3 protein-coding genes are annotated in these 20,354 nt (G+C 69.4%); all 3 read left to right on the forward strand.

All coding sequences use genetic code 11. The annotated features are described in order from the left end of the window. Positions 1–331: 331 nt before the first annotated feature. The 3 genes from ACLQ2V_RS16905 (at position 332) to ACLQ2V_RS16915 (ending at position 20,318) form a co-directional block, all read left to right on the forward strand. Positions 332–2,689, forward strand: a complete 2,358-nt coding sequence (locus tag ACLQ2V_RS16905; protein WP_425719434.1) for a hypothetical protein — start codon at positions 332–334, stop codon at positions 2,687–2,689. 99 nt (positions 2,690–2,788) lie between these two features. Then, the gene (locus tag ACLQ2V_RS16910) at positions 2,789–18,202 is read left to right on the forward strand and encodes a hypothetical protein (RefSeq protein WP_425719435.1); all 15,414 of its coding nucleotides are present in this window, start codon (positions 2,789–2,791) and stop codon (positions 18,200–18,202) included. A 55-nt stretch (positions 18,203–18,257) separates the two neighbouring features. Then, positions 18,258–20,318 carry a hypothetical protein gene (locus ACLQ2V_RS16915; RefSeq protein ID WP_425719436.1) on the forward strand — a complete coding sequence of 687 codons (2,061 nt, stop codon included), beginning with the start codon at positions 18,258–18,260 and terminating at the stop codon, positions 20,316–20,318. The last annotated feature ends 36 nt before the right edge of the window (positions 20,319–20,354 follow it).

Genomic DNA, 20,354 nt, shown 5'->3' on the forward strand with positions numbered 1-20,354 from the left:
GGCTGCCGTGCCGCGCCCGCCCACGCCGGTCGTCGCCCCGGCTCCTGTTGCTGCCGTGCCGCGCCCGCCCACGCCGGTGGTTGCCCCGCCTTCTGCGCCCGTTCCTGCCGCTGCTGCGCCGCGCCCGAAGGCACCGGTCGTCGCCCCGGCTCCTGCGCCTGTTCCTGCACCGCGCCAGCCCACGCCGGTCGTTGCCCCGGCTCCTGTTGCTGCCGTGCCACCGCAGGCGGCGGTGCTCCCGCCCGGGTCCGGTCCCGGGCACCTGCCGCGACCGGCGTCCATCCCCAGGCCGGCGCCGGCGCCGGCACCGCTTCCCCGGCCGGCAAGTCCAGTGCCGCCGCGCGGGTCCGACTACTTCGCCGGCCCGCTCGACGGGCTGAGGGCCAGCGTCAGCGGCCGGGCGGTCATCCTGCACGAGGGGCCGGCCCCGACGCTGCCCGTGGCCGACCAGCCACGCGGCTCCCGTGCCGGCCTGATGGTCACCCTCGATTTGGACGGGCCGCAGTTGGCCCGGGTGCCGGAGGCCCTGCGACAGCTGCGTCCGGAGTTCCGGCCGGGGCTTACCCTCCAGGTCACCGACCGTTCGCCGAGCCGCACCCCGGAGCAGGCCGAGTCGATGGCGAACGACCTGCTCGGCGACCTGCACCCCACCGCCGCGCTCCAGGTGCCGGCGAACAGGCTGGCCGAACGCCCGGCACCGAACCCGAGGGTGGTGCCCGTCGACGGCAGCGGCAACCCCACCTTCACGGCGACCGCCGCCGCCTTCCGCTTTCACGCGGAGACGGGCAACGGTGTGCCCGTGCTGAGCACCCCGTCCCCGTACGGGCTTACGCCCGGCCCGCGGCACGGCACGTACGAGCTGACACCCGGCTGGTTCGTCGATGCCCGGAGCCCGGACGCGTTGTGGGTCGGGCGGCACCTGCCGGAGACCGTCGCGCCCCGGCGCGCCGCTGCCGACGGGCCGGTGCCCATTCTGGTCGGCCGGGCGGGCGAGTTGGTGCCGGATGAGGTGATGGCGCAGCTCGGCCAGATTCGTGCGGTCGCGCCGCCCACCGAGGTGGGGCTGCTGGGGCAGACTCTCACCGGCGGGCAACGGCAGCAGTTGGCGGACGTCCGCGCCGCGCTGCCAAAGGGCTGGCAGGCGCATCCGGTCCCGGTCGGTTGGGTCGTCACCGCAGGGCGGGCGGCCGGAGCGGATCCGGGCGTGGCGGCCATCCGTGCGTCGTACCCGGATTCCCAGGTGTTGTTCGTGGATGCGGCGGCGGGCGCCCGGTCGGTGGCGGAGCTGGTGGCGGCGCTGCCGGAGCCGTTGCGGGGTCGGGTGGTGGTGCAGCCGGCGTCGGGCGCGGCGGTGTCGTGGCAGGGGATCGCCGAGCTCAGCGGCATGTTGCCGGCGCGTACCACCGGGGTGCCCGCCGTGGTGGTGCCGGTGGTGCGGCTGGCCGAGCTGCCGCCGGCGTCCGCGCCGGGGTTCGTGCCGATGATGTGGGGCCCGGCGGGCCCGGTGCGCACGCTGCCGCACTTCGCCGACCACTACCGGGTGTACGGGTCCGACGCGACGCCGGGCGAGTCGCTGCCGGCGGGCCTGACCGCCGGTGACGGCACCGGCCGGTTCGGCATCGACCTGCCCGGTCTGCGGGGCTGGGTGGTCGACACGACGAACCCGGACATGGTGCACATCGCGCCCCGCGACGTCGCGCTGCAGCCCACGCCGTCGACCGGCTCGGCGCGTTCGGACGCGATACGGGTGAGGGTCGACGGCACCCCGAACCAGTCCCAACGGGCCGGCCTGTTCACCGTGCTGGAGGGGCTGCGGGCGGGCCGCCCGGTGGAGGTCAGCCTCGCGGGCGAGCCGGACGGGATGCGTGCGCTGGAGAACGCCGCCGTGCGGGAGAACCTGCCACCGGGGTTCACCGCCCATCAGCTCCCGGCGGGCCACCTGGTCGTTCGGGGCGCGGACGCGGCGACGCCGGCGGAGCTGGCCGGGGCGCGGGACGTCCCGCCGGCACCGGACGTGACGCTCATCCAGGTCGGCAGGGACGTGCCCGTCGGGACGATCCTCGGGTCGCTGCCGTCCGGCGTGCGGAACCGGGCCGTGCTGCGGCGCGGCGACGACCCGCTGTCGGCCGCCTGGGTGCCACCCCACCTGCGCGGCAGGCAGTGGCCCTCCGAGCACGTCGTGCACCAGGCCGAACGATCGCGGGTGATCGACGCCGAGCGAACCCTTGCCGTCCAGACCGCCACGACCCGGACGTGGGTGGCGCAGGCCACCGGCCAGGCCACCGTCGCGCCCGTGGTCGCGTCCCCGGCCCGGGCGTTCCAGCTGGACAACCTCGGTCACCACGACCTCGCCGAACACCACCTCGCCGCGGTCCAGGTCGAGGTGGGCGGGAACCAGATGACCTCGCTGCTGCGCGAGGTGGGGCCCAGCCTGCCGCCGCCGGTTGCCCTCCGCGGGGGCGCGGATGCGAGCCCGTCGCAGCACGCCAACGCGGCGATACTCGAGGCGATCCGGCTCCTCCTGGCCGACCAGCCGGCGTTGGCGCACGAGGTCGTCCTGCAGAACCGGACCGCCCTGGTCGGCCGGCAGCGACTCGACTGGGTGCGCTGGCTGGGCGAACTGCGCGACGCCCTCCCCGGCCGGGCCGACGACATCGACACGTTGACCGAGCAGGTCGTGACCTGTTGACCGCTGCGGCTGGGCCGCTCTCGCCACGGCCGGGGTGAACCTAGCTCCCTGGGCAACCGTTTCACGGTAACGGCGTTTCCACGATGATGAGGGAGCGGCATGGCTGGCATCGGTGCGTCCGGGGGAGTGATCTGCGCCGACGGGCGGGTCATTCCGGTGGCCAGCGGGGCGTACGTGCACAAGCGCGGTGCGGGGGGCAGGCTGCCGGACCCGGCGGACCCGGCCAACCCCGCCGATCCGGCCGACCCGGTCGCGCTGGCCCGGGCGTCGCTCTACGAACCACGGTCGGACGCCACCCTGGTGCACCTGGCCCCGGGGGCGCACCGCTCCTCGATCGCCCTGAACTACCTCGCCGGGCTGCCCGACAACATTCGTGTCCACCTCGTCGTCGTGCCGGCGCCGGCCCTGGTCGAAGGGCTGGGCACCGCGGGGGTCCAGGCCCTCGAAGAGCTGACCGACATCTACCACCTCCCCGTCGAACTGCCGGTGGCCCCGGAGCTGAGCCAGTCGCCGCGCGCGGTGCCGATCGACGGTCACGGCCGGGAGGTGCCCTGGCCGGAGGCGGCGGCGGTACGGCTGCTGGACCGCCCGCAGGCCGCCGCCCGGGTCGCCCTTAACGAGGCGCTCGACATCGCCATGGGTGCCCAGCCGCCGTCCATGCAACGCCTGGCGCAGGTGCTCACGATGACGGCCGCGACCGAGGACCGTTTCCAGGTATCGCTGGAGAGGTCCCCCGCCGCAGCGGCGGCGGCAGCCGAGATCGATGCCGTCGTCGCGTACCTCGGTCGCTACGGCGTACCGCCCGGGCTGGACGTGGAGGCCGTGCGCCGGTCGACGCTGCCGAGGGCCGCGGTGGCCGGGCTCCTCCCCGACGCCGCGACCGTCGACCCCGTGACCGCCGACGCCGCGACCCTGATCCGCGGACTGCGCGAGGTGCCCGGCTCGGCGGCGTTGGTGCGTTCGGGTGCCGGGGGGAGCACCCGGACCGCCTGGCTGATGTCGGGTGACGGCGACGCGCCAGGGCTGTGGTGGGTGGAGCCGCAGGCCGACGGGAACCTGCTGCCGGTCGCCTTCGACCCGGACTCCGACGACTGGCGGGTCGGGGTGCTGGGTGACGCCGCTACTCGGGTGGCACCTGTGGATTCGGTTGGTCGGTCGGTCGGGTGGGACCTGTCGGGGTCGTTGGCGGGGGTTCGGCGTGGGTTGGAGGTTGATCTGGCGAAGGTGTTGCCGCCGGGGCGGGATGTGGGGGGTGCCCTTGAGGATTGTCTGGATCGGTTGGAGGCGGTTCGTCGGGGTTGGTTCGGTGCGCCGGTCGCGGTCGATGATGCGGGGTTGGGCACGGGGCGGTTGCAGGATCGGTTGGCGGCTGCCCTGGGTGGTGATTGGCGGCCGGTGGGGGATTCGTTCGATTCTCTGGTGACGCGGTTGCGGGGGTTGGGTGATGGTGCGGCGGCTTTCGTGTTGGTGGCTCCGCCCGTCGGCCCGCGTCATGGGATCGTGCTTACCGCTCGGCAGGGTGGTGTCTTCGCTGTCGAGACGCAGAATGGTGTGGGGCAGCGGGTGTGGGATGCCGTCGATGGGGCGGGGCGGCCGGTGGCTCCGCCGTGGATGCCGGGGTTGTTGGGGGCGCGGGTCATCGTGGCCGGTCCTGATGGGGTTGCGGTGCCGTTCGCCGGTGGTGAGGTGGGTCCGGTTGTCACTGGGGCGACCACGGCGAATGCGCTTGTCGATCCCTCGCCCGGGCTGCGTTACCTGGGGTCGGCCGACGAGGGCGAGTTCAGCAACGTCCTCGACGGTGTGCCCGACGGGACGAGGCCACACGCGCCGCTTGCTACGGGGCCCCACGGCACCCAGTTGACGCTCGAAACTCGATCGGCCTATGTCAATCGCGGGCGAACGTCGTTCTGGCAATCCAAGCCCTCAACACCCACGACCAATGAGGTCCGGGTGGGGCTGGCCGAGTTCGTCGCCCCGGTGTCGAGTTCGTTCGAGGGTGAGCGGGGCGAGGACAGGCAGGAAATCCACCGGGTGCGTAGGCAGGTGGAAGAAGCGTTTCGGCAGGCGCATGAAAGCGGAGTGCCGCGGTTGCTCTCGGAGGTGCTGACGCCGGAGATGGGGTGGACGATTCACCCGGACCGGCCGAATATCAAGGTCGGGCAGCGTCTGATCGGCGGTTGGCAGAATATTCTGCCGCAGTACAACCACGATGTTCCGTTCGCGGGAGTCGCGAAGTTCCTGGAGTTCGTTGCGGAGAACACCTGGCGGACGAAGGCGGACGGGCATCCGCACTGGGCCAAGGAGCACCTGAAGGATGGTCTGGGAGTTGGGCTTCAGGTAGCCGCCGACTACGTCAACTGGCGCACCGGTCGCCAGGTGCCCGTCCAGGAGTTGCTCGATCGACCCCACGTGGAAACCGAGACGATCCGGGGCGTCATCGCACTGTACTACGAAACGTTCGCGATGGGCAGTTCGCGGGAATTCATATTACATCATCCAGATTGGGACCGCCGGGGAACCCTCAAGAACGAGGCCGCAGTTCTTGTGCGAAATGACAAGCGGCTCATCTACCAGGAACTGCCCGAGGGGATCAGGACATTCTTCGCGGACCAGAGCGCTGACATCCTGAGCCAGTTCAAGGCGGCCTTTCAGGCGCAGTTAGGCCTTCCCGAAGATTATCTTACCCGGAATTGGGACATCGAGGCGCATCCTGACGTCATCGGCGGCTTGGGCAAGCTCGCGGGGGTTGGAGACTCGCACACCGAGCGAGTGGGGGAACCGGATGGCAAAGAGTTCGTAGATCCGGACGCCGACACGGTGGACACCATGACGATCGTCCCCATCAACAGGGATATGCCGTTGCCCAGGGTCGTCATCGAGGTTCGGGCCTACAAGGCCCGGGAGGGGGACGCCCGCACCGTCGAGGCCTACACCGAAGAGCTCGTCAGTCAGGAGATCGAGGCGTACACCCACGCCGAGCGGTTGACGGCGACGATCTCGGACGGCCAGGGCGTCGGTGACCATTTCACCAATTATTTCGATGGCACGTCGGCCTCCGAGCGGCTCTATCCCGGCGCCTCGCATCCTGATCCGGATGTGAGGGCTTTGTCGGACTTGGAGGCGGGTGTGGGCGTCGCTGACGATTTGGCCCCCCGTCCTTTATGGAGGACGTCCGGGGGTCTCTCGGTACTGCCGGCGTCCGCCTCCGAGCGGCCGTATGGCGGTACCTCGCATCCTGATCCGAATGTGGCGGCTCAGTCCAACTTGGAAACCGGTAGAGGCACGCTGCCCAGTGCGGGCCCTACGGACCCGCCGGCGTTGTCGGCGTCGGAGATGCCGTTCTCGCCGGATTCGTACGGCGTGCCGGACCCGCCTGCGTTGTCGGCGTCGGCGATGCCGTTCGCGCCGGATTCGTACGGGGTGCCGGATGTGCGGTTCATGGACAGTTTTCAGTCTTCTGTGGGCAGCGACCGGCCTTCCGCGACGGAGCCGGCCGATGAGCCGCAGTTGCAGTCACGGCACGTCGGACGGATGGCCCCGCCCGCCGCCAGCGAGGTCTCCCCGCAACCCACCGATCCCAGCCTGCCGACTTCGCCGCGCGACCCGGACTCCGACGGCTGGCGGGCTGGGGTGCTGGGTGACGCCGCTACTCGGGTGGCACCTGTGGATTCGGTTGGTCGGTCGGTCGGGTGGGACCTGTCGGGGTCGTTGGCGGGGGTTCGGCGTGGGTTGGAGGTTGATCTGGCGAAGGTGTTGCCGCCGGGGCGGGATGTGGGGGTTGCTCTGGAGGATTGTCTGGATCGGTTGGAGGCGGTTCGTCGGGGTTGGTTCGGTGCGCCGGTCGCGGTTGATGATGCGGGGTTGGGGACGGGGCGGTTGCAGGATCGGTTGGCGGCTGCTTTGGGTGGTGATTGGCGGCCGGTGGGGGATTCGTTTGATTCTTTGGTGATGCGGTTGCGGGGGTTGGGTGATGGTGCGGCGGCGTTTGTGTTGGTGGCTCCGCCGGTGGGTCCGCGTCATGGGATTGTGCTGACGGCTCGGGGTGGTGGTGTCTTCGCTGTCGAGACGCAGAATCCTGTGGGGCAGCGGGTGTGGGATGCCGTTGATGGGGCGGGGCGGCCGGTGGCTCCGGCGTGGATGCCGGGGTTGTTGGGGGCGCGGGTCATCGTGGCCGGTCCTGATGGGGTTGCGGTGCCGTTCGCCGGTGGTGAGGTGGGTCCGGTTGTCACTGGGGCGACCACGGCGAACGCGCTCGTTGATCCCTCGCCCGGGCTGCGTTACCTGGGGTCGGCCGACGAGGGCGAGTTCAGCAACGTCCTCCTGGACGGGGACGTCTGGCCGGACCCACGCGATGTGATTGCTACAGGGCCCCACGGTATCGAGCTGACCGTGGAGAAACGGGGCGCCTACGGCCAAAACGGGGAACCACCGTTCTCGGCCAACAGGCCGCGTGGCTACGTCGGAGATCCTGACGATGTGTTCCTGGCTGAGTTCGTCGCTCCGATCTCGAGTTCGTTTCCGGGGGAGGAGCGGGGCCAGGACAGGCAGGCCATTCACCAGGTGCGTAGGCAGGTGGCAGCTGCATTTGATCGCGCGCACCACAGCCCACAACCGCCGCTACTGTCGGACCTGTTGACGCCGGAGATGGGGTGGGACGTCCAACCTGAGTGGGAACAAGTTCGGGTCGGGCAGCGCCTGATCGGCGGTTGGTCGGGCATTCTGATGCAGTACAACCATGACGTGCCGTTCGCGGGAGCCGCGAGGTTCATGGAGTACGTCGCGCAGAACACCTGGCGGACGGCGGCGACCGGGCATCCACACTGGGCCAAGGAGTATCTGGAGGATGGCCTGAGGATCGGGCTTCAGGCCGCCGCCCGTTACGTTGATTGGATCAGCGGATCGCCGGTAGACCCGCAGGCCCTGCTCGATCAGCCCCACGCGGACACCGAGACGATTCGGGGCGTCATCGCCCTGCACTACATGACGTTTGTGATCCCCGCCAGGCACGAATGGTCCGATGTAATCGGATTCGATGAAGGGCGTGGGGTTGGCAAGAACGACGCCGCGATTCTTCTGCGGAATGATCCGCAGGCCGTGTACGAGGCACTTCCCGACCGAATCAGGGAATTCTTCACGGTCAGCGGCGGTGACATCATCCAAGGGTTCAAGGCCACATTCGTCGCGCGGCACGGACTGTCCCCAGAGTTGATGAATTATGATTGGCGTGCGGAGCTATATGCTGACATCCGCGACGCTCTGGGTCAGCGGCGGGAAGGACCGAGCCGACCCGGCGAAAAGTTCGGCATGACCCGTGCTCCTATCAACCCGAGGATGGATTTGCCGAGGCTCGTCGTCGAGGTTCGGGCCTACAAGGACCGGCAGGTAGATGCGGCTACCGCCGAGGTGTACACGGAAGAGCTCGTCCACCAGGAGCGCGAGGCGTACCACTACGCCCGAGATTTGAGCACGGCGGCTGTGGGCCAAGGCGTCGCTGACCACTTTGCGCGCAGCTCAACAGCCAGCGCCATCACCGAAAGGCCGCGGAGCCGGCGGGCGCCGACCGGCCCGGACGACTCGGATGGGGTGCGTGCCCTCGGCGAGGGCCCGGCGACCGTGGACCGCAAGGTCGACCGCGCCGAGATCGACGCGCTGCGCCCCGGCGTGCCTCCGCAGACCGCCAACACGTCCGCGTACGACGTCGTCGCGCGGACCCCCACCGAGCGCAACGTGCCCCAGGTGGTCATCGATTCCTATCTCGAAAAGGGGCTCGACCCGCCGGTGGCTAACCCGCCCCGGCCCAACCTGATCCCTGTCGAGGGCCCCGTGGCCTACGACTATCGTCTCCTATCGGCCTCCGACGGCCGCACAGTGCGGGATTTCACCGTCAGATTGCACCTCAACCCGCGCGACGCCACCGCTCGTGAGGCGGAACCGGAGGTGCGTAAGCGCGTTTTGGACGCCGTTGACAACGTGTTCAACCAGGGCTTCCGGATCGAAGCCGAACAACTCCACGTCAACGTCGAGTTCACGAACGATCGCACGTCGGCGCATGCCATCGTGGACCTCTTTGGGGAATCGGATCCCAGGACCACCCAGACAGAGTGGTCGGTAACCGACAGCGGCCTGCGGTATGCCCACGAGATCGGTCACTACCTCGGTCTACCCGACGAGTACGTCGAGCAGGCGGGCGACGAGCAGCGGGTGCTGCTGAGCAAATCGCGGTCGTCGGCCGTCTTCGGGGACAACTCCCTGATGGCCACGACGGACCCGGCCGCTCAGCCGCGGTTGCAGCAACGGCATCTTGAACGGATCGCGACGACCGCTGCCAGCGAGGTGTCGCCGAGCCCCAACGCGACCGGCCTGCCGATCACCCCGCGCGATCAGACCGCATCCCTCGGCAGCCGACCGGCCCCGGAGAAGGGGAAAGGCAAGGCCCCCGAGGGCCAGCCTCAGAGCGCCACCCCTACGGAGGCGCCTCGGCCCACTGCCATCCCCGCCAGCCTGGCCGCCCTGGGTATCGGTGACATCAAGGGCCTGGGCGGGATGGCGAAGTCGGGCTGGAATTCCGTCCCGGCGGGGGACATGGTGCCCGCGCCGGTGCGGCAGGCCCTGATCGTCGACGGCTTGCGTGGGCTGGCGGACGAGCCGAAGACGACGTTGTTCACGAAGGTCGCGGTGTCGGCGGGCTACCAGGGTGACCAAGCACTGGGCGACCTGGATCCCGACATGGTCCGCAGCAGGGTCCAGGACTACGCGAGCAGCCTCCGGGAGGCCCAGAACTGGCCGCTGCTGGGGGTGCCGGAGCCCGATCCCGCGACGGTGGCGCAGATCGACGAGTGGATCGCGGGCGGGTTGGACCCGGATCGGGTGCCGGGCGCGTTGACCGAGAACCTGCCGCCGTCCTCGGCCGCAACCGAGGTGCTGCTGCGGTTGACGGCCCCGGCGCTGGCCCGGCAGATCCGGTTGGTCCGGGCCGACGGTACGGACGAGTCGTACAAGCCTTCCGATGCGGCGGTCGCCGAGCACCCGGTCATCACGTTGGTCGAGAGTTCGTCCGGTGTGCTGGGCACGGTGCCGGCCGACGCCCTGCCGGCGTTGCTGGCGGCGGATGAGGGCAACCTGGTCAGGCCGGTCGCGTCGGCCGGTCTGCCGGTCGGAATGCCCGATGACTGGGTTGCCTTCAAGGACCTGGCCGCTTTCCTGACGGCGGTGTCCGGCGACGCGCGGTCCACCCTTCCACCGGATCTAACCGAACGGCTGCGGGTGGCGGCGCTGCGCGAGCCAGACGGTCTGGTGGACGGGCCGGGCCTGACCAAGCTCCTGTCCGACATGCGCGACGCCGTCACGGAGAACGCCAGCCGGCTACCGCCCAGCCAGCCCCCGAGGTGGCGGCAGGTGCCCGCCGGGCAGGGCAATCCGGAGCTGACCGCCGCCCAGGCCGGGCACCTGGCCGACGGCGGACGGTCCGCGATGTGGAACCCGGCGGGGCCGAACGGCTTCTTCGATGCGCTGTTGCAGGTCGCCGAGTACGACCAGCCTCGGTTGCTGCCCTTAACCAACTGGTCGGCGGGGGAACTACGCGCGATCTTCGGCACCCTGTTGCGGGCTGACCTGGCGGCTGCGGGTGACGAATGGCCGCTGTTGGGGGTGGGGCGGCACGAGATCGGCAGCAGACGGGACGAACTGCTCCGCTGGGTCAGGGAGTTGTCCACGGCGGGAGCCCCCGAGCCGAGGGACACCCCGCAGCGGTTGGCTCGCGCCGTCGCGGAGCTGTTCGGGGTGAACGTGATGCTCGTCGAGCCGGACGTGCGGCTCGGCGGGGCGATGGTCGATCCGGACTGGCAGTCGCTGCAACTGGTGATCGACGCGGACGGGCGGGTCATGGCCACGGCCCGGGCCGACTCCGCCGATGCGGGCATGGTGCGGCATCTGGAGAACGCGATCCTCCCGGCGGTGCAGAGCGGGCGACCGGTAGCCGAGCGTGGTGGCAGCCCGAAGACGGAGACGGGCCGCAGCGGCGCGGCGCCCGAGACAACCGCGCCCGAGACAACCGCGCCCGAGACAACCGCGCCCGAGACAACCGCGCCCGAGACGTCCGCGCCCGAGACAACCGCGCCAGAGACGTCCGCGCCCGAGACGTCCGCTGCGCAGGGCAGGCCCGCTCCGGAGCCCGTGGAGGTTCCGGCCCCCGGCGAGCCGGTCCATTTGGACCGCGCGGCGTATCCGATGGGCATCCCGAAGGACAGCCTGCCGTACCTGGATCTGGTGACCGATCGGGTGAAACAGGCCCTGAGCGTTTCGGAGACGCTGATGGGCGACACCGAGTGGGCGCAGCTGAGGCAGCGGCTGCTGACCAACTACCGGAAGGTCAGCTCACCGAGCGGTTACCAGGAACGCCTGGGTCAGATCGACGTGCAGTTCCGACTCGTGCTGGACAACCCTCGGGTGGCACGCCAAGCGTCGGACACGTCTGCGAAGAGCGGGCCGGCCGAGGACAACAATGTCCAGGAGCCGTCGCAGATCAAGAGCGTCGGGATGATCCAGGCGACCGTGGCAACCGGCGGCCACGGGGGGAGCACAACAGGTCAGACGGCCGCAACGCGTGCGACGCTCAGCCTGAACGGGACGGTCCCCATGGTAAAAGTCGCGTCGGCCAGGGTGGGCGGCCGCGTTACCGGAACCGCGAACAAGGTGGATCGCACCACCGGCCACTTCATGACCGCCGAGGCCGCTCACGTCGAGGACACGCGTTCGGAATCCGTACTGCTCGAAGTCGAACCCACCTGGACCTTCAAGATCGGTGGGATCCACGAGAGCCAGGGCTATTACTGGACTCCGTCGGAGACCGTCCAGGTGGACGGGGACAAGCAGCCACTGCTCCTGTGGATGGGGCGACACAACTTGGGGCGGCCCGGAACCGACCTGGTGACGGCAATTCCCCCGTCGCCGGATGACACGCCGGTGCAGCCCGATGACCTCGCCAAGCGAACGCAGCAGTTCAAGGAGAACGGCGAACGAATCCCCAGGATCTTCTTCGCCTCCGGCCTGGGCGGGATACCAGAGCTCTACGCGGAGGGGGCCAACCTCTTTCACAAAGCCGGGCTTCCGGTCGCCTCCGAGAGCCTGCTCGAACAGTTGGCGCGTGCCCTGGGAAACCTCGACACCCACCTGGACAAGGCGATCAACCAGTCCCGCGGCTACCGCGTTCCACTGCACGACGACCTGGGCGAGGAGGTCGGCCAACTCGTCACGCGGGCGAGGCGAAAGGGCCAGCCCCAGCCGATCGGAACGCCCAGCAACCAGGTGCACCTGGAAAAGGTGCGCACCGCGATCTCCGCGCACAGCACCGGATTCAAGTTGACCAACGAAAGCGCGCTCGGCGCCGACCTCGCGTTCGATATCGTCAAGGCGCCGCTGATCGCTGCCGGGCCCGAGGCGAGAACGACGTGGACGACGACCAACACCGACGGCAACACGGCGGGCCGTAACGGGCTCAATGTGCTGGTGTCTCGCTACACGGGTTATACCGTGGCGTACCGTGTCGATCTCGAGTTCGACCTGGAACTGACCGTGCGGCACAAGCCGAAGGACACTTTCAGGCTCCCTGCCCCGACCTCGGGCGAGACGCTGCTGCGGATTCCGGAGCCGGACGCGTTCGACTACCGCTTCCCCGTCGACCGGGAGGCCCTCAAGGCGAACGTGCGCAGCACGGAGGAGGGCATTCCGTTCATCAACGACGCGGTGCGTGACTCCCGTGCCGAGAACACGGTCAAGGACGCCCAGCTACCCAAATTTCTCCTCAGGGGAAGGGGGGCGGGCCACGCGTTGGTAGAGGTCGACCCCGAGTTGCCCGACAAGCTCTACGACGCGGTCAGTAAGAGGCTCCAGGACCATGGCTTCCTGACCGAGGATCTGGACCACCCGTACGTCAAGCAGCCGAAGAACGTCGGCCCCACCGCCGCCTTGCCCGACTTCATGCGGACCGAGGGTTCCGCGGCCATGAAGAGCAGGCAGAGCAACGAACGTGCGCTGCGACTGCTCTTCTCCTCGGACAGTCTGGATTCCCACTACGACCAGATCCATCAGGATGGCCTGACCCTGACGCTGCATCGGCAGAGCCGTTTCGGCACCGAAACCGTCGTCCGCGTCACCGTCCAGGCCACGCAGAGCCGGTTGACCGACGTGGTGGACAAGGCGAACAACAGTTCCGTCCACATCAAGAACCTGACCAACGACTACTCGACCGTCAACCTGGCCATGGGCCTGGACTCCGCCGGGCAGAGCGTCGGGGGAGGCAAGAGCCTTTCATTCGGGATCGGCGGGTACTTCCGCCTGGCGAAGGGATTCGTGTTCAGGGCGGGCGCCGGCCTCTCGTACACCAGAGCCGTCGGCGCAGTCGAGTCCAACAACATCGTGACGAACATGCCTCAGCTCCAGGAGTCCACCGCAAAGACGCATGAGGTGGATATTCCCTCCGACTACACGGTCAAGCTCGAATTCGGATCCGGCACAGCCTGGACGAGCGACGCCATCGACGCCAGGGCCAACGTTCACCTCATGGAGGATTTCAACGTGGCGACGACGGCCTCGCCCACGCGTGGCCAAGCCCCACCATCCACCCCGGCCCAGGCCCTGGACAACGCGGCCGTCCTGCACTTGGACAGCACGGGGGTGCTGCCACAGGCGCGACTTCTCCTGCCCGAGCTCACCGGGCCCGGCGGGGAGGCGGACGAGGCGCTCTCGAAATTCGCCTCGAACGTCGACCTGCACGCGCACACCAAGGAACTTCTGCAGGACAAGTACACCACCGACAGTCTCTTCAAGGCCGGATGGATTCGCTCCAGCCAAGCGGCGTTGGGCATCAAGGCGACGCTCGGCAGTTCGACCTTCGTCGGCACCTCGAAGGACAAGTACACCCTCGGGTTGATCAAATTGGCGCTGAGCCAGTCGTCCCAGGACGCCAACAGGTCCAACAAGTACGGCGTGAACGCGGAGGCCACCTTCGGCGGGAACACCGCACCCCCCCGCCCGGACGCCACGAACCGCGGCGGCGTCGCGGGCCACGGCATGGGCGACGGTCCGGGTGCGACGGGCGGCAGCGCGGCTGCGCCCGACGCCGCAGCCACCAGTTACGGCGGGGCGGCGGGTCCGGCGCTTGGCTACAACTGGGCCTATACCAAGAGGCACGGTGCGCGGCAGACGGGTGGCAAGGAGTTCCTGGATCTGAACTTCGGGCGGGTGTACGTGTTCGACGCGCCGATCGACTTCACCGTGCAGGCCGTGCTCGAGAAGAGCGCGAAGGTGCTGCCGAATTCGGGAAAGGTCAGTGCGGAAAGGCAGGTTACCGACGGTCACGTGCGGTACGCGCTGTCCGAACCGGATGCCCTGAAGGTGTTCGCCGCAGGGTGGGTCGATCTCCCCGAGAGCCAGCTGGCGGACGTGTTCGGTCGCTGGAGCAGCGGGAAGTCGGATTTCAGTATCAAGGGCCTCGTCGGCGCCCTGGTGCAGTGGCACAGCTCCCTGGTCGGCTCCGCGGAACCGGATGCATACCTGAACCAACGCGAGTCCTGGGCGCGGAAACTTGCCGAGAAGCACCGGAACAACACCGGTCGAATCCACGACCCCGCCGACCGCACGCTCTTCGAGAAGACCTTTCCGACGATCCCCCTGACCCCCGTCGCGCTCGACGAGGACCTGCCGAACACGGCCCGCAAGGCCTACGTCCCCCCCTACCTGCTCAATGGCGGCGGAAACCGGGCACTCGGTCACGCCGGCATCCACTCGCTCACCTACACGGACCCGCTGGCTCCGGAGAGCGGGCGCACGACGACGTACGACCTGCTCCGTCGTGCGCTGGACGACGTCGCGCCGGGGCTGTTCGGCAAGGAGCGGTCGGCGTGGAGCAACGCGCAGGTCTGGACCGAGTGGCGGGTCGGTAATCCGGGGAAGTCAATGATCGGCCGGGTGCCGGGGGGGCTGGACGGGCTGCAGGCCATGCTGGCCGGTGGGCGCGACCAACCACTGATCGAGGACATGCTGGGCGACTCACCGCTCAGGTTCACCGTCACCAACCCGCGGGGCTGGTTCCGTGCGGACGTGATCGACGTGAAACTGAGCCTGGAGTGGCGCGGCGAACCGTCGGTCGTCGACATGGTCCCCGACACCGGTGTGGAGAACTACTTCCACGGTTACCAACTGGAGACGCAGGGCAAGGGTCGCGACTCGAGCTACTCGGCCACCCTGAAGGGAAACTTCGCTCCCACCTATTCGAGCAACGGCACCGCCACGGGCACCACGGTGGGCGGGTCCGCCCAGGTGACTGGCGGCCAACGCCGTGCCAACACGCGGACCACCGAGCAGCTCATCGAGTCGACCGTCTATGCCTGGAATTCCGTCTACCACTATCAGGTTCCGATCACGCTGAAGATCGATATCAGTCGTCAGATGATGAAGGGTCGGCCCCTCAACAACGTTCTCACCAAGTCCCGTGCCCCGGCGTCGCCGTCACCTGCCCCCAGTTACCTCGGCGATTTGGTCATAAAGATCCCGCAGGGAGTGGCCGAGGCGCCGCCACTGCAGGGGCCGCAGCCGATGCCGACCCAGCGGCCCGTGCCGAAGCTGCCCGCCGACGTGGCGGTCACCTCGTTCCGGCTCGAGGACGCGCTGCCGATCGCAGAGGACCTCCTGAAGAAGACGTTCGGCGAGTCGACCATGAGAAAGATATTCGGCGACAAGCTGGCGAAACTGGCGTTCGGAGCGGATGTTGACAACTATCGGGCCAGCCTTTCGCTGTCGACCCTGCTCTCCCCCCACCATGTCAGCAACCACCTGCACAAGATGCTCGGCGGGCAGCGGCATCGGCTGTCCCCCCTGCTGCTGAGGCCGGGTCATTCGAGCGACCGGGCCGTTCTCACCATCTGGGGCGAACTGCACGACCTCAAAGTGGTGCGCGTGATCGACAGCGGCACCGGCACCGGTCGATATGCCAAGGACATCAGCAAGAACAGCGTCAACGTCACGCTGGACAAGCCGGACGTCGTCGGGAGCCTCGAGGTCACCCAGGGCGGGACGGTGAACGAGAGGCAGGTCGGCTCGGAACAGATGCCTGACAAGCTCAACGGCGCGTCCCCCTTCTCCCGTCAGGCCCCGCCGGGCGTCAGCACCGCGGAAAATCTCGCGCAACGCGCGGAACAGCACTCCAAGCAGTTGGGGCCGACCTATCTGGTCGAGGTGAAAGGCCGGTTCTTCCTCGAAATGGCCCCGTTCGTGCAGCCACTCTTCGGGTCGGGGAAGAAGGCGGGCAGTAGGACCATCCAGCGGAGCGCGCCGATCTTCGGCCAGGGCTACATCCACGCCTTCGCCGAGCAGATCGACGAGATCCTGAAGGATATCGATCATTATCGGGGGTCCCCGTCGACGGAACCTGAGCGCCCCTGGCCCCCAGCGGAAAGGCCCGCTAAGCAGGTGGACCTCGACCGGCTCTTGTTCGATGCCGCGCAACACGGCAGTGAGGACCCGGTCGGCCAGGTGGCCCGGACGATACGTCAGCCGCAGGCGGATCAACCGGCGGTGGTCCTCAACACCCACGTCGGCCGGCGCGCCTACCTGACCTACGATGCGGTCTCGAAGTGGGAGCTCGACATCCGTCACCCCGACGGGCCTTCCGCCTCCGCTGCCGCGCGTGCCCAGGCGGAGCAGGAGCGACGCGGGGAGCTCGACAGGGTGAAGGCCCTGGTCGAGACCAAGGCGGGTGTGGAAGAAGTGCGAGTGCTCACGGCGGCCATCATCAAGAGGACGCAGGAGTACGCCGACGGGCCGTCCAGCGCGCGTGCCGAGGCGGAGCAGAAGCGACGCGGGGAGCTCGACAGGGTGCAGGCCCTGGCCGAGGCATACGAGGGTCGAGAGGAAGTGCGGAAGCTCATGGCGACGGCCATGGAGAAGACGCTGGACCGCCCGTTGCCGAAGGTGGAGCTGCCGAGCGTCGTGGGCGTGCTCAGCGGCGATCCGCTGTACCAGGCACAGGAGATCGCCTTCCGGTTGGACACCCACGTCGTGGTCCGACAGGGGGGCTACCGATTGCGGGAGTTGGTGACGCCCGAGGAGCGGGCCCGGGCGGGGTCGGATCCCGAGACGGCCATCGACCGGATCTTCCCGACTGGCCGGATCGAGCCGGGCGACTACCGGAAGCCCAAGGGCTCAGGGCCGAATGGCACGCCGGCCGTCGAACCGGATGCGCCGCCGGTGTCGGACGCGCCGCCGGTGTCGGATGCGCCGCCGGTGTCGGACGCGCCGCAGGTGTCGGACGCGCCGCAGCTGCCGGACGCGCCGGCCGTGCCGCCGGTGCCGGCACCGGAGGGCAGCCGTTGGCACGGGAACACCCTGGTGCTCGGCACGTGGCAAGGATCGTCCGTCGACGAACTCGCGAGGATCGGGACCTGGTCGACCAAGCACCCCGGGATCGTGATCGCCGCGAATCCGAGCGACGACAAGGGTGACCAACTCGTCCTGGACCAGCTACGGACCACGTTGCAGCGGGTCGCCCGGATCGGTGTGATGCCGACCGTCGTGCTCCGGACCACCCCTCGCGGTCTGCTGGAGCAACTCCGTCAGGAGAACCATGTGTTCAGGGCGGTCCAGCGGAGCGTCATGAACATCGACGACGTCACGTGGCGCGTCACCGGCCCGGACGGCATTCTGACGGCGAACAACAAGGACATGTCGGTAGTGCTCGACACGATCGCCAGGGCCGGTGGTCGGCCCGACGGGCGGTTCGCCACCCAGCTTGCCGCTCAGAAGCTGCCGCCGGCGCTGGCCGACTGGCTCTCCCAGAACACGTGGCCGGAGCGCGAGGCCTACCTGCGTACACATGTCAAGGAGTTGCTCGCGCCCGAGGTCACGGCGGTGCTCGCGGCGGACGACGACGGCAGGATGGCCGGGCTGCCAGCAGGCGAGGACGTGCAGCTGGCGGAGGCGGCCCGAACCGTGCTGGAGCTGGTGCGCGCCAATGGCGGCCTCGCCGACGCGGAAGCGGGCAGGTTCGTGCCCGATCCGACCATCGCCAGCAACCACGTCCAGGCCGACGTCAGGCTGGACGGGCCGCGGACCGTGACCTTCGCGTTGGACTACCTGCAGCCGAAGCCGACCCGGCTGCAGCGCAAACATTGGGACGACGTGCTGCTGCGCCTGTACGACATGAAGGCGCTGACCGGCCCGCAGATGGTGGCCCTGGCGAGGGCGGGTGCCCAAGGTGCCTCCGGCACCGGCAACGCGACCGTCTTCGAGGCCATCGCCCAGGTCATGCGGATGCCGCAGCAGGTGGCCGACGTGCGTTCGCACGAGAACCCCACGTTCAAGAAGCTGGCGGATGCCATCTTGAACTGCGCCGTCGACCCGGTCGACCGGATGTACTGGGTGGCGCGGCTCGACGACTTCAGCAGGCGCGTGACGGACGGTGGCCGACCGCGCCACGCTGAACTCCTCAACGAACTGCTGGAGAAGCTGGTGAACTGCTGACGCACCCGGAGCCGACGTACCCGTTCCGCCGTCTCACCGTCTCGCTGGAGAAACCATGAACCTGCCGCTGCTGCTCCGCCGGATGTCGGAGCTCTGCGCCGACAGCCGCACCGTACCGCTGCGCTCCGGCGGGATGCACCTCCATCTGGGGCCCCGGGACCAGATCCACGCCGACACCGTCCTGGTGGAGGTCGACGGTCGACCACGCATACCGCAGATCACCCCGCTCAGCTTCGTACCCGAAGGTGTGGGCCATCAGTTGACCTCCAACTTCGTGGGTCGTCAGGGGCCGGATGCGCTCGATCGGATGATGTACGTGCCGCCGACGAGCAGCCTGGGGCGGCTGCCGGACCCGGCCGAGCTGGCGCGGTGGGCAGACACGCTGGGCCTGCCGGTGCAACTGTCGGCGGCGCAGGTGGCACCGGGCCCGACGCCGCCGTCCGGGCAGCACCGGGTCGTTCCGCTGGACGACGCGGGCCGAGTCACCACCCACGACCGGGCGCACAGCATCCGGGTGCTGCCGAGGACGTCGCTCGCGGCGGGTGCCCACGCGAACCCGGTGCCCGAGGTGGCACAGCTGATGGCGGGGCGGCCGTACCTCTCCGGGCGGATCGTCTTCGGCCCGGACGGTGCCGAGCTGGGCGTACCGGCGGGTCTGGTGAAGTCGTGGTTCGGTGACACGCTGGCGCGGGTCGGCCGGCCGCTGGAGCAGGCGGACGTGGCCGCGGCGCGGTCGGAGGGGGTGGCGTCGATCGTGCAGGTCGACGGGTACGTCGACCTGATGCGGCGGGTCGAGGGCCTGCCGCCGGAGAGTCAGGCACTGGTCACGGTGGCCGACGGGGTCGACTCCGCGGTGTACCTGGCCCACCGCGACGGTGCCGGGGTGTCGTTCCTCGATCCGGGGTCGGCGGGGGCGGCGACCTTCCCCGGCGACCCGACCCGGATCGAGTTGACCGTGTTGCCCGACACCATGCGGCTGGGGGACCGCCTCGACGTGCTGGACGCCGCGCGGTACGCGGCCGAGCCGCCGGCGACCTGGCCGATCCGCTGGCCGGACGAGGCGGCCGTGACGGGCGGAGGCACCCGCCCCGACCGGGAGGTCGTGGTCGTCGGTACGAAGGAGAGCGAGAAGAGCCTGCTCGACACGGCGCATGCCGCCATCGACAAGCTCGACCAGCCGGTGATCGTCCTGGGCGTGGACACCAACTGGGCGTCGCCCTCCCCCGAGCGGGTCGCGGCCGTGCGGACCCTGCTGGAGCAGTACGGCTGGCGGAACAAGGTGCCGGTGGTGGTCACCCGCGGCCGGGCCGACGCCGAGCTGCTGACGGTGCTGGACAGCTACGGCGCGCCGCTGGTGCACAAGGTCAGGACTTCGTCGCCGTCGCCGGCCACCGGCGGGCTGTCGGTGAACTTCGGCCCATCGTCGAGCTGGAGGGTCCGCCAGCCCGGCGACGCCACGGTGAGCGGCGCGAAGCCCGCCGTGAACCCTCAGCTGACGCCGGCGCTGCTGGCCGATGCCGGCGGCCGGCACCGCATCGCGAAGTACGACCGCCCGCCGGAGCAGGTGGCCACCTTCCTGTCCACGCCGCTGGCCGCGCGGGTCGGCGACGGCAGGTTCGCGCAGGATCTTCAGGGGGTGAAGGCCCTCCGGCCCCTGGTGGAGCAGATCGCCCGGCGCGACCCGTCGTTCACCGCCCACGAGGCCACCCTTCAGCTCGCCGAGCTGGGCAAGGGCGAAGCCGTCGTCAGCTATCTCAACGCGGGTGACAAGCGCGGCGACGCCATCTTCGATCCCCTCGTCAGGGCCGACGGCGACACCGCGCAGGCGCGGGAAACCACCGTCCGGACCCTGCTGCCGCACCTCGCCTCGTTGGCGGGCGGCGGCATGAAGGACTTCGCCAGCCAGGGGATCCTGACGGCCATCGCCGGCCAGCTCGACGGCTCGATGACGCCCGACCAGGTCCGGGACAGCGTCTGGCAGTTCAAGGACCACCTGCCCACGGAGGGCCGACTCGACTGGGTGCGCCGGATCGGTGAGCTTCAGGACAGGCTCCCGGTGGAGCACAGAGCAGGGCTGGAGGAGATCGGGACGATAATCCTGAGATGCCCGGAATGAGCCCCAGTGGGGATGCCGGTCGCGTAGCCGTTGCGG

This window comes from Micromonospora sp. DT233, assembly GCF_049841815.1.
GTDB lineage: Bacteria > Actinomycetota > Actinomycetes > Mycobacteriales > Micromonosporaceae > Micromonospora.

Excerpts from the sequence above, each read along its gene's own strand:
- ACLQ2V_RS16915 (WP_425719436.1), top strand. The coding sequence starts at position 18,258 with ATGAACCTGCCGCTGCTGCTCCGCCGGATGTCGGAGCTCTGCGCCGAC.
- ACLQ2V_RS16910 (WP_425719435.1), top strand. The coding sequence starts at position 2,789 with ATGGCTGGCATCGGTGCGTCCGGGGGAGTGATCTGCGCCGACGGGCGG.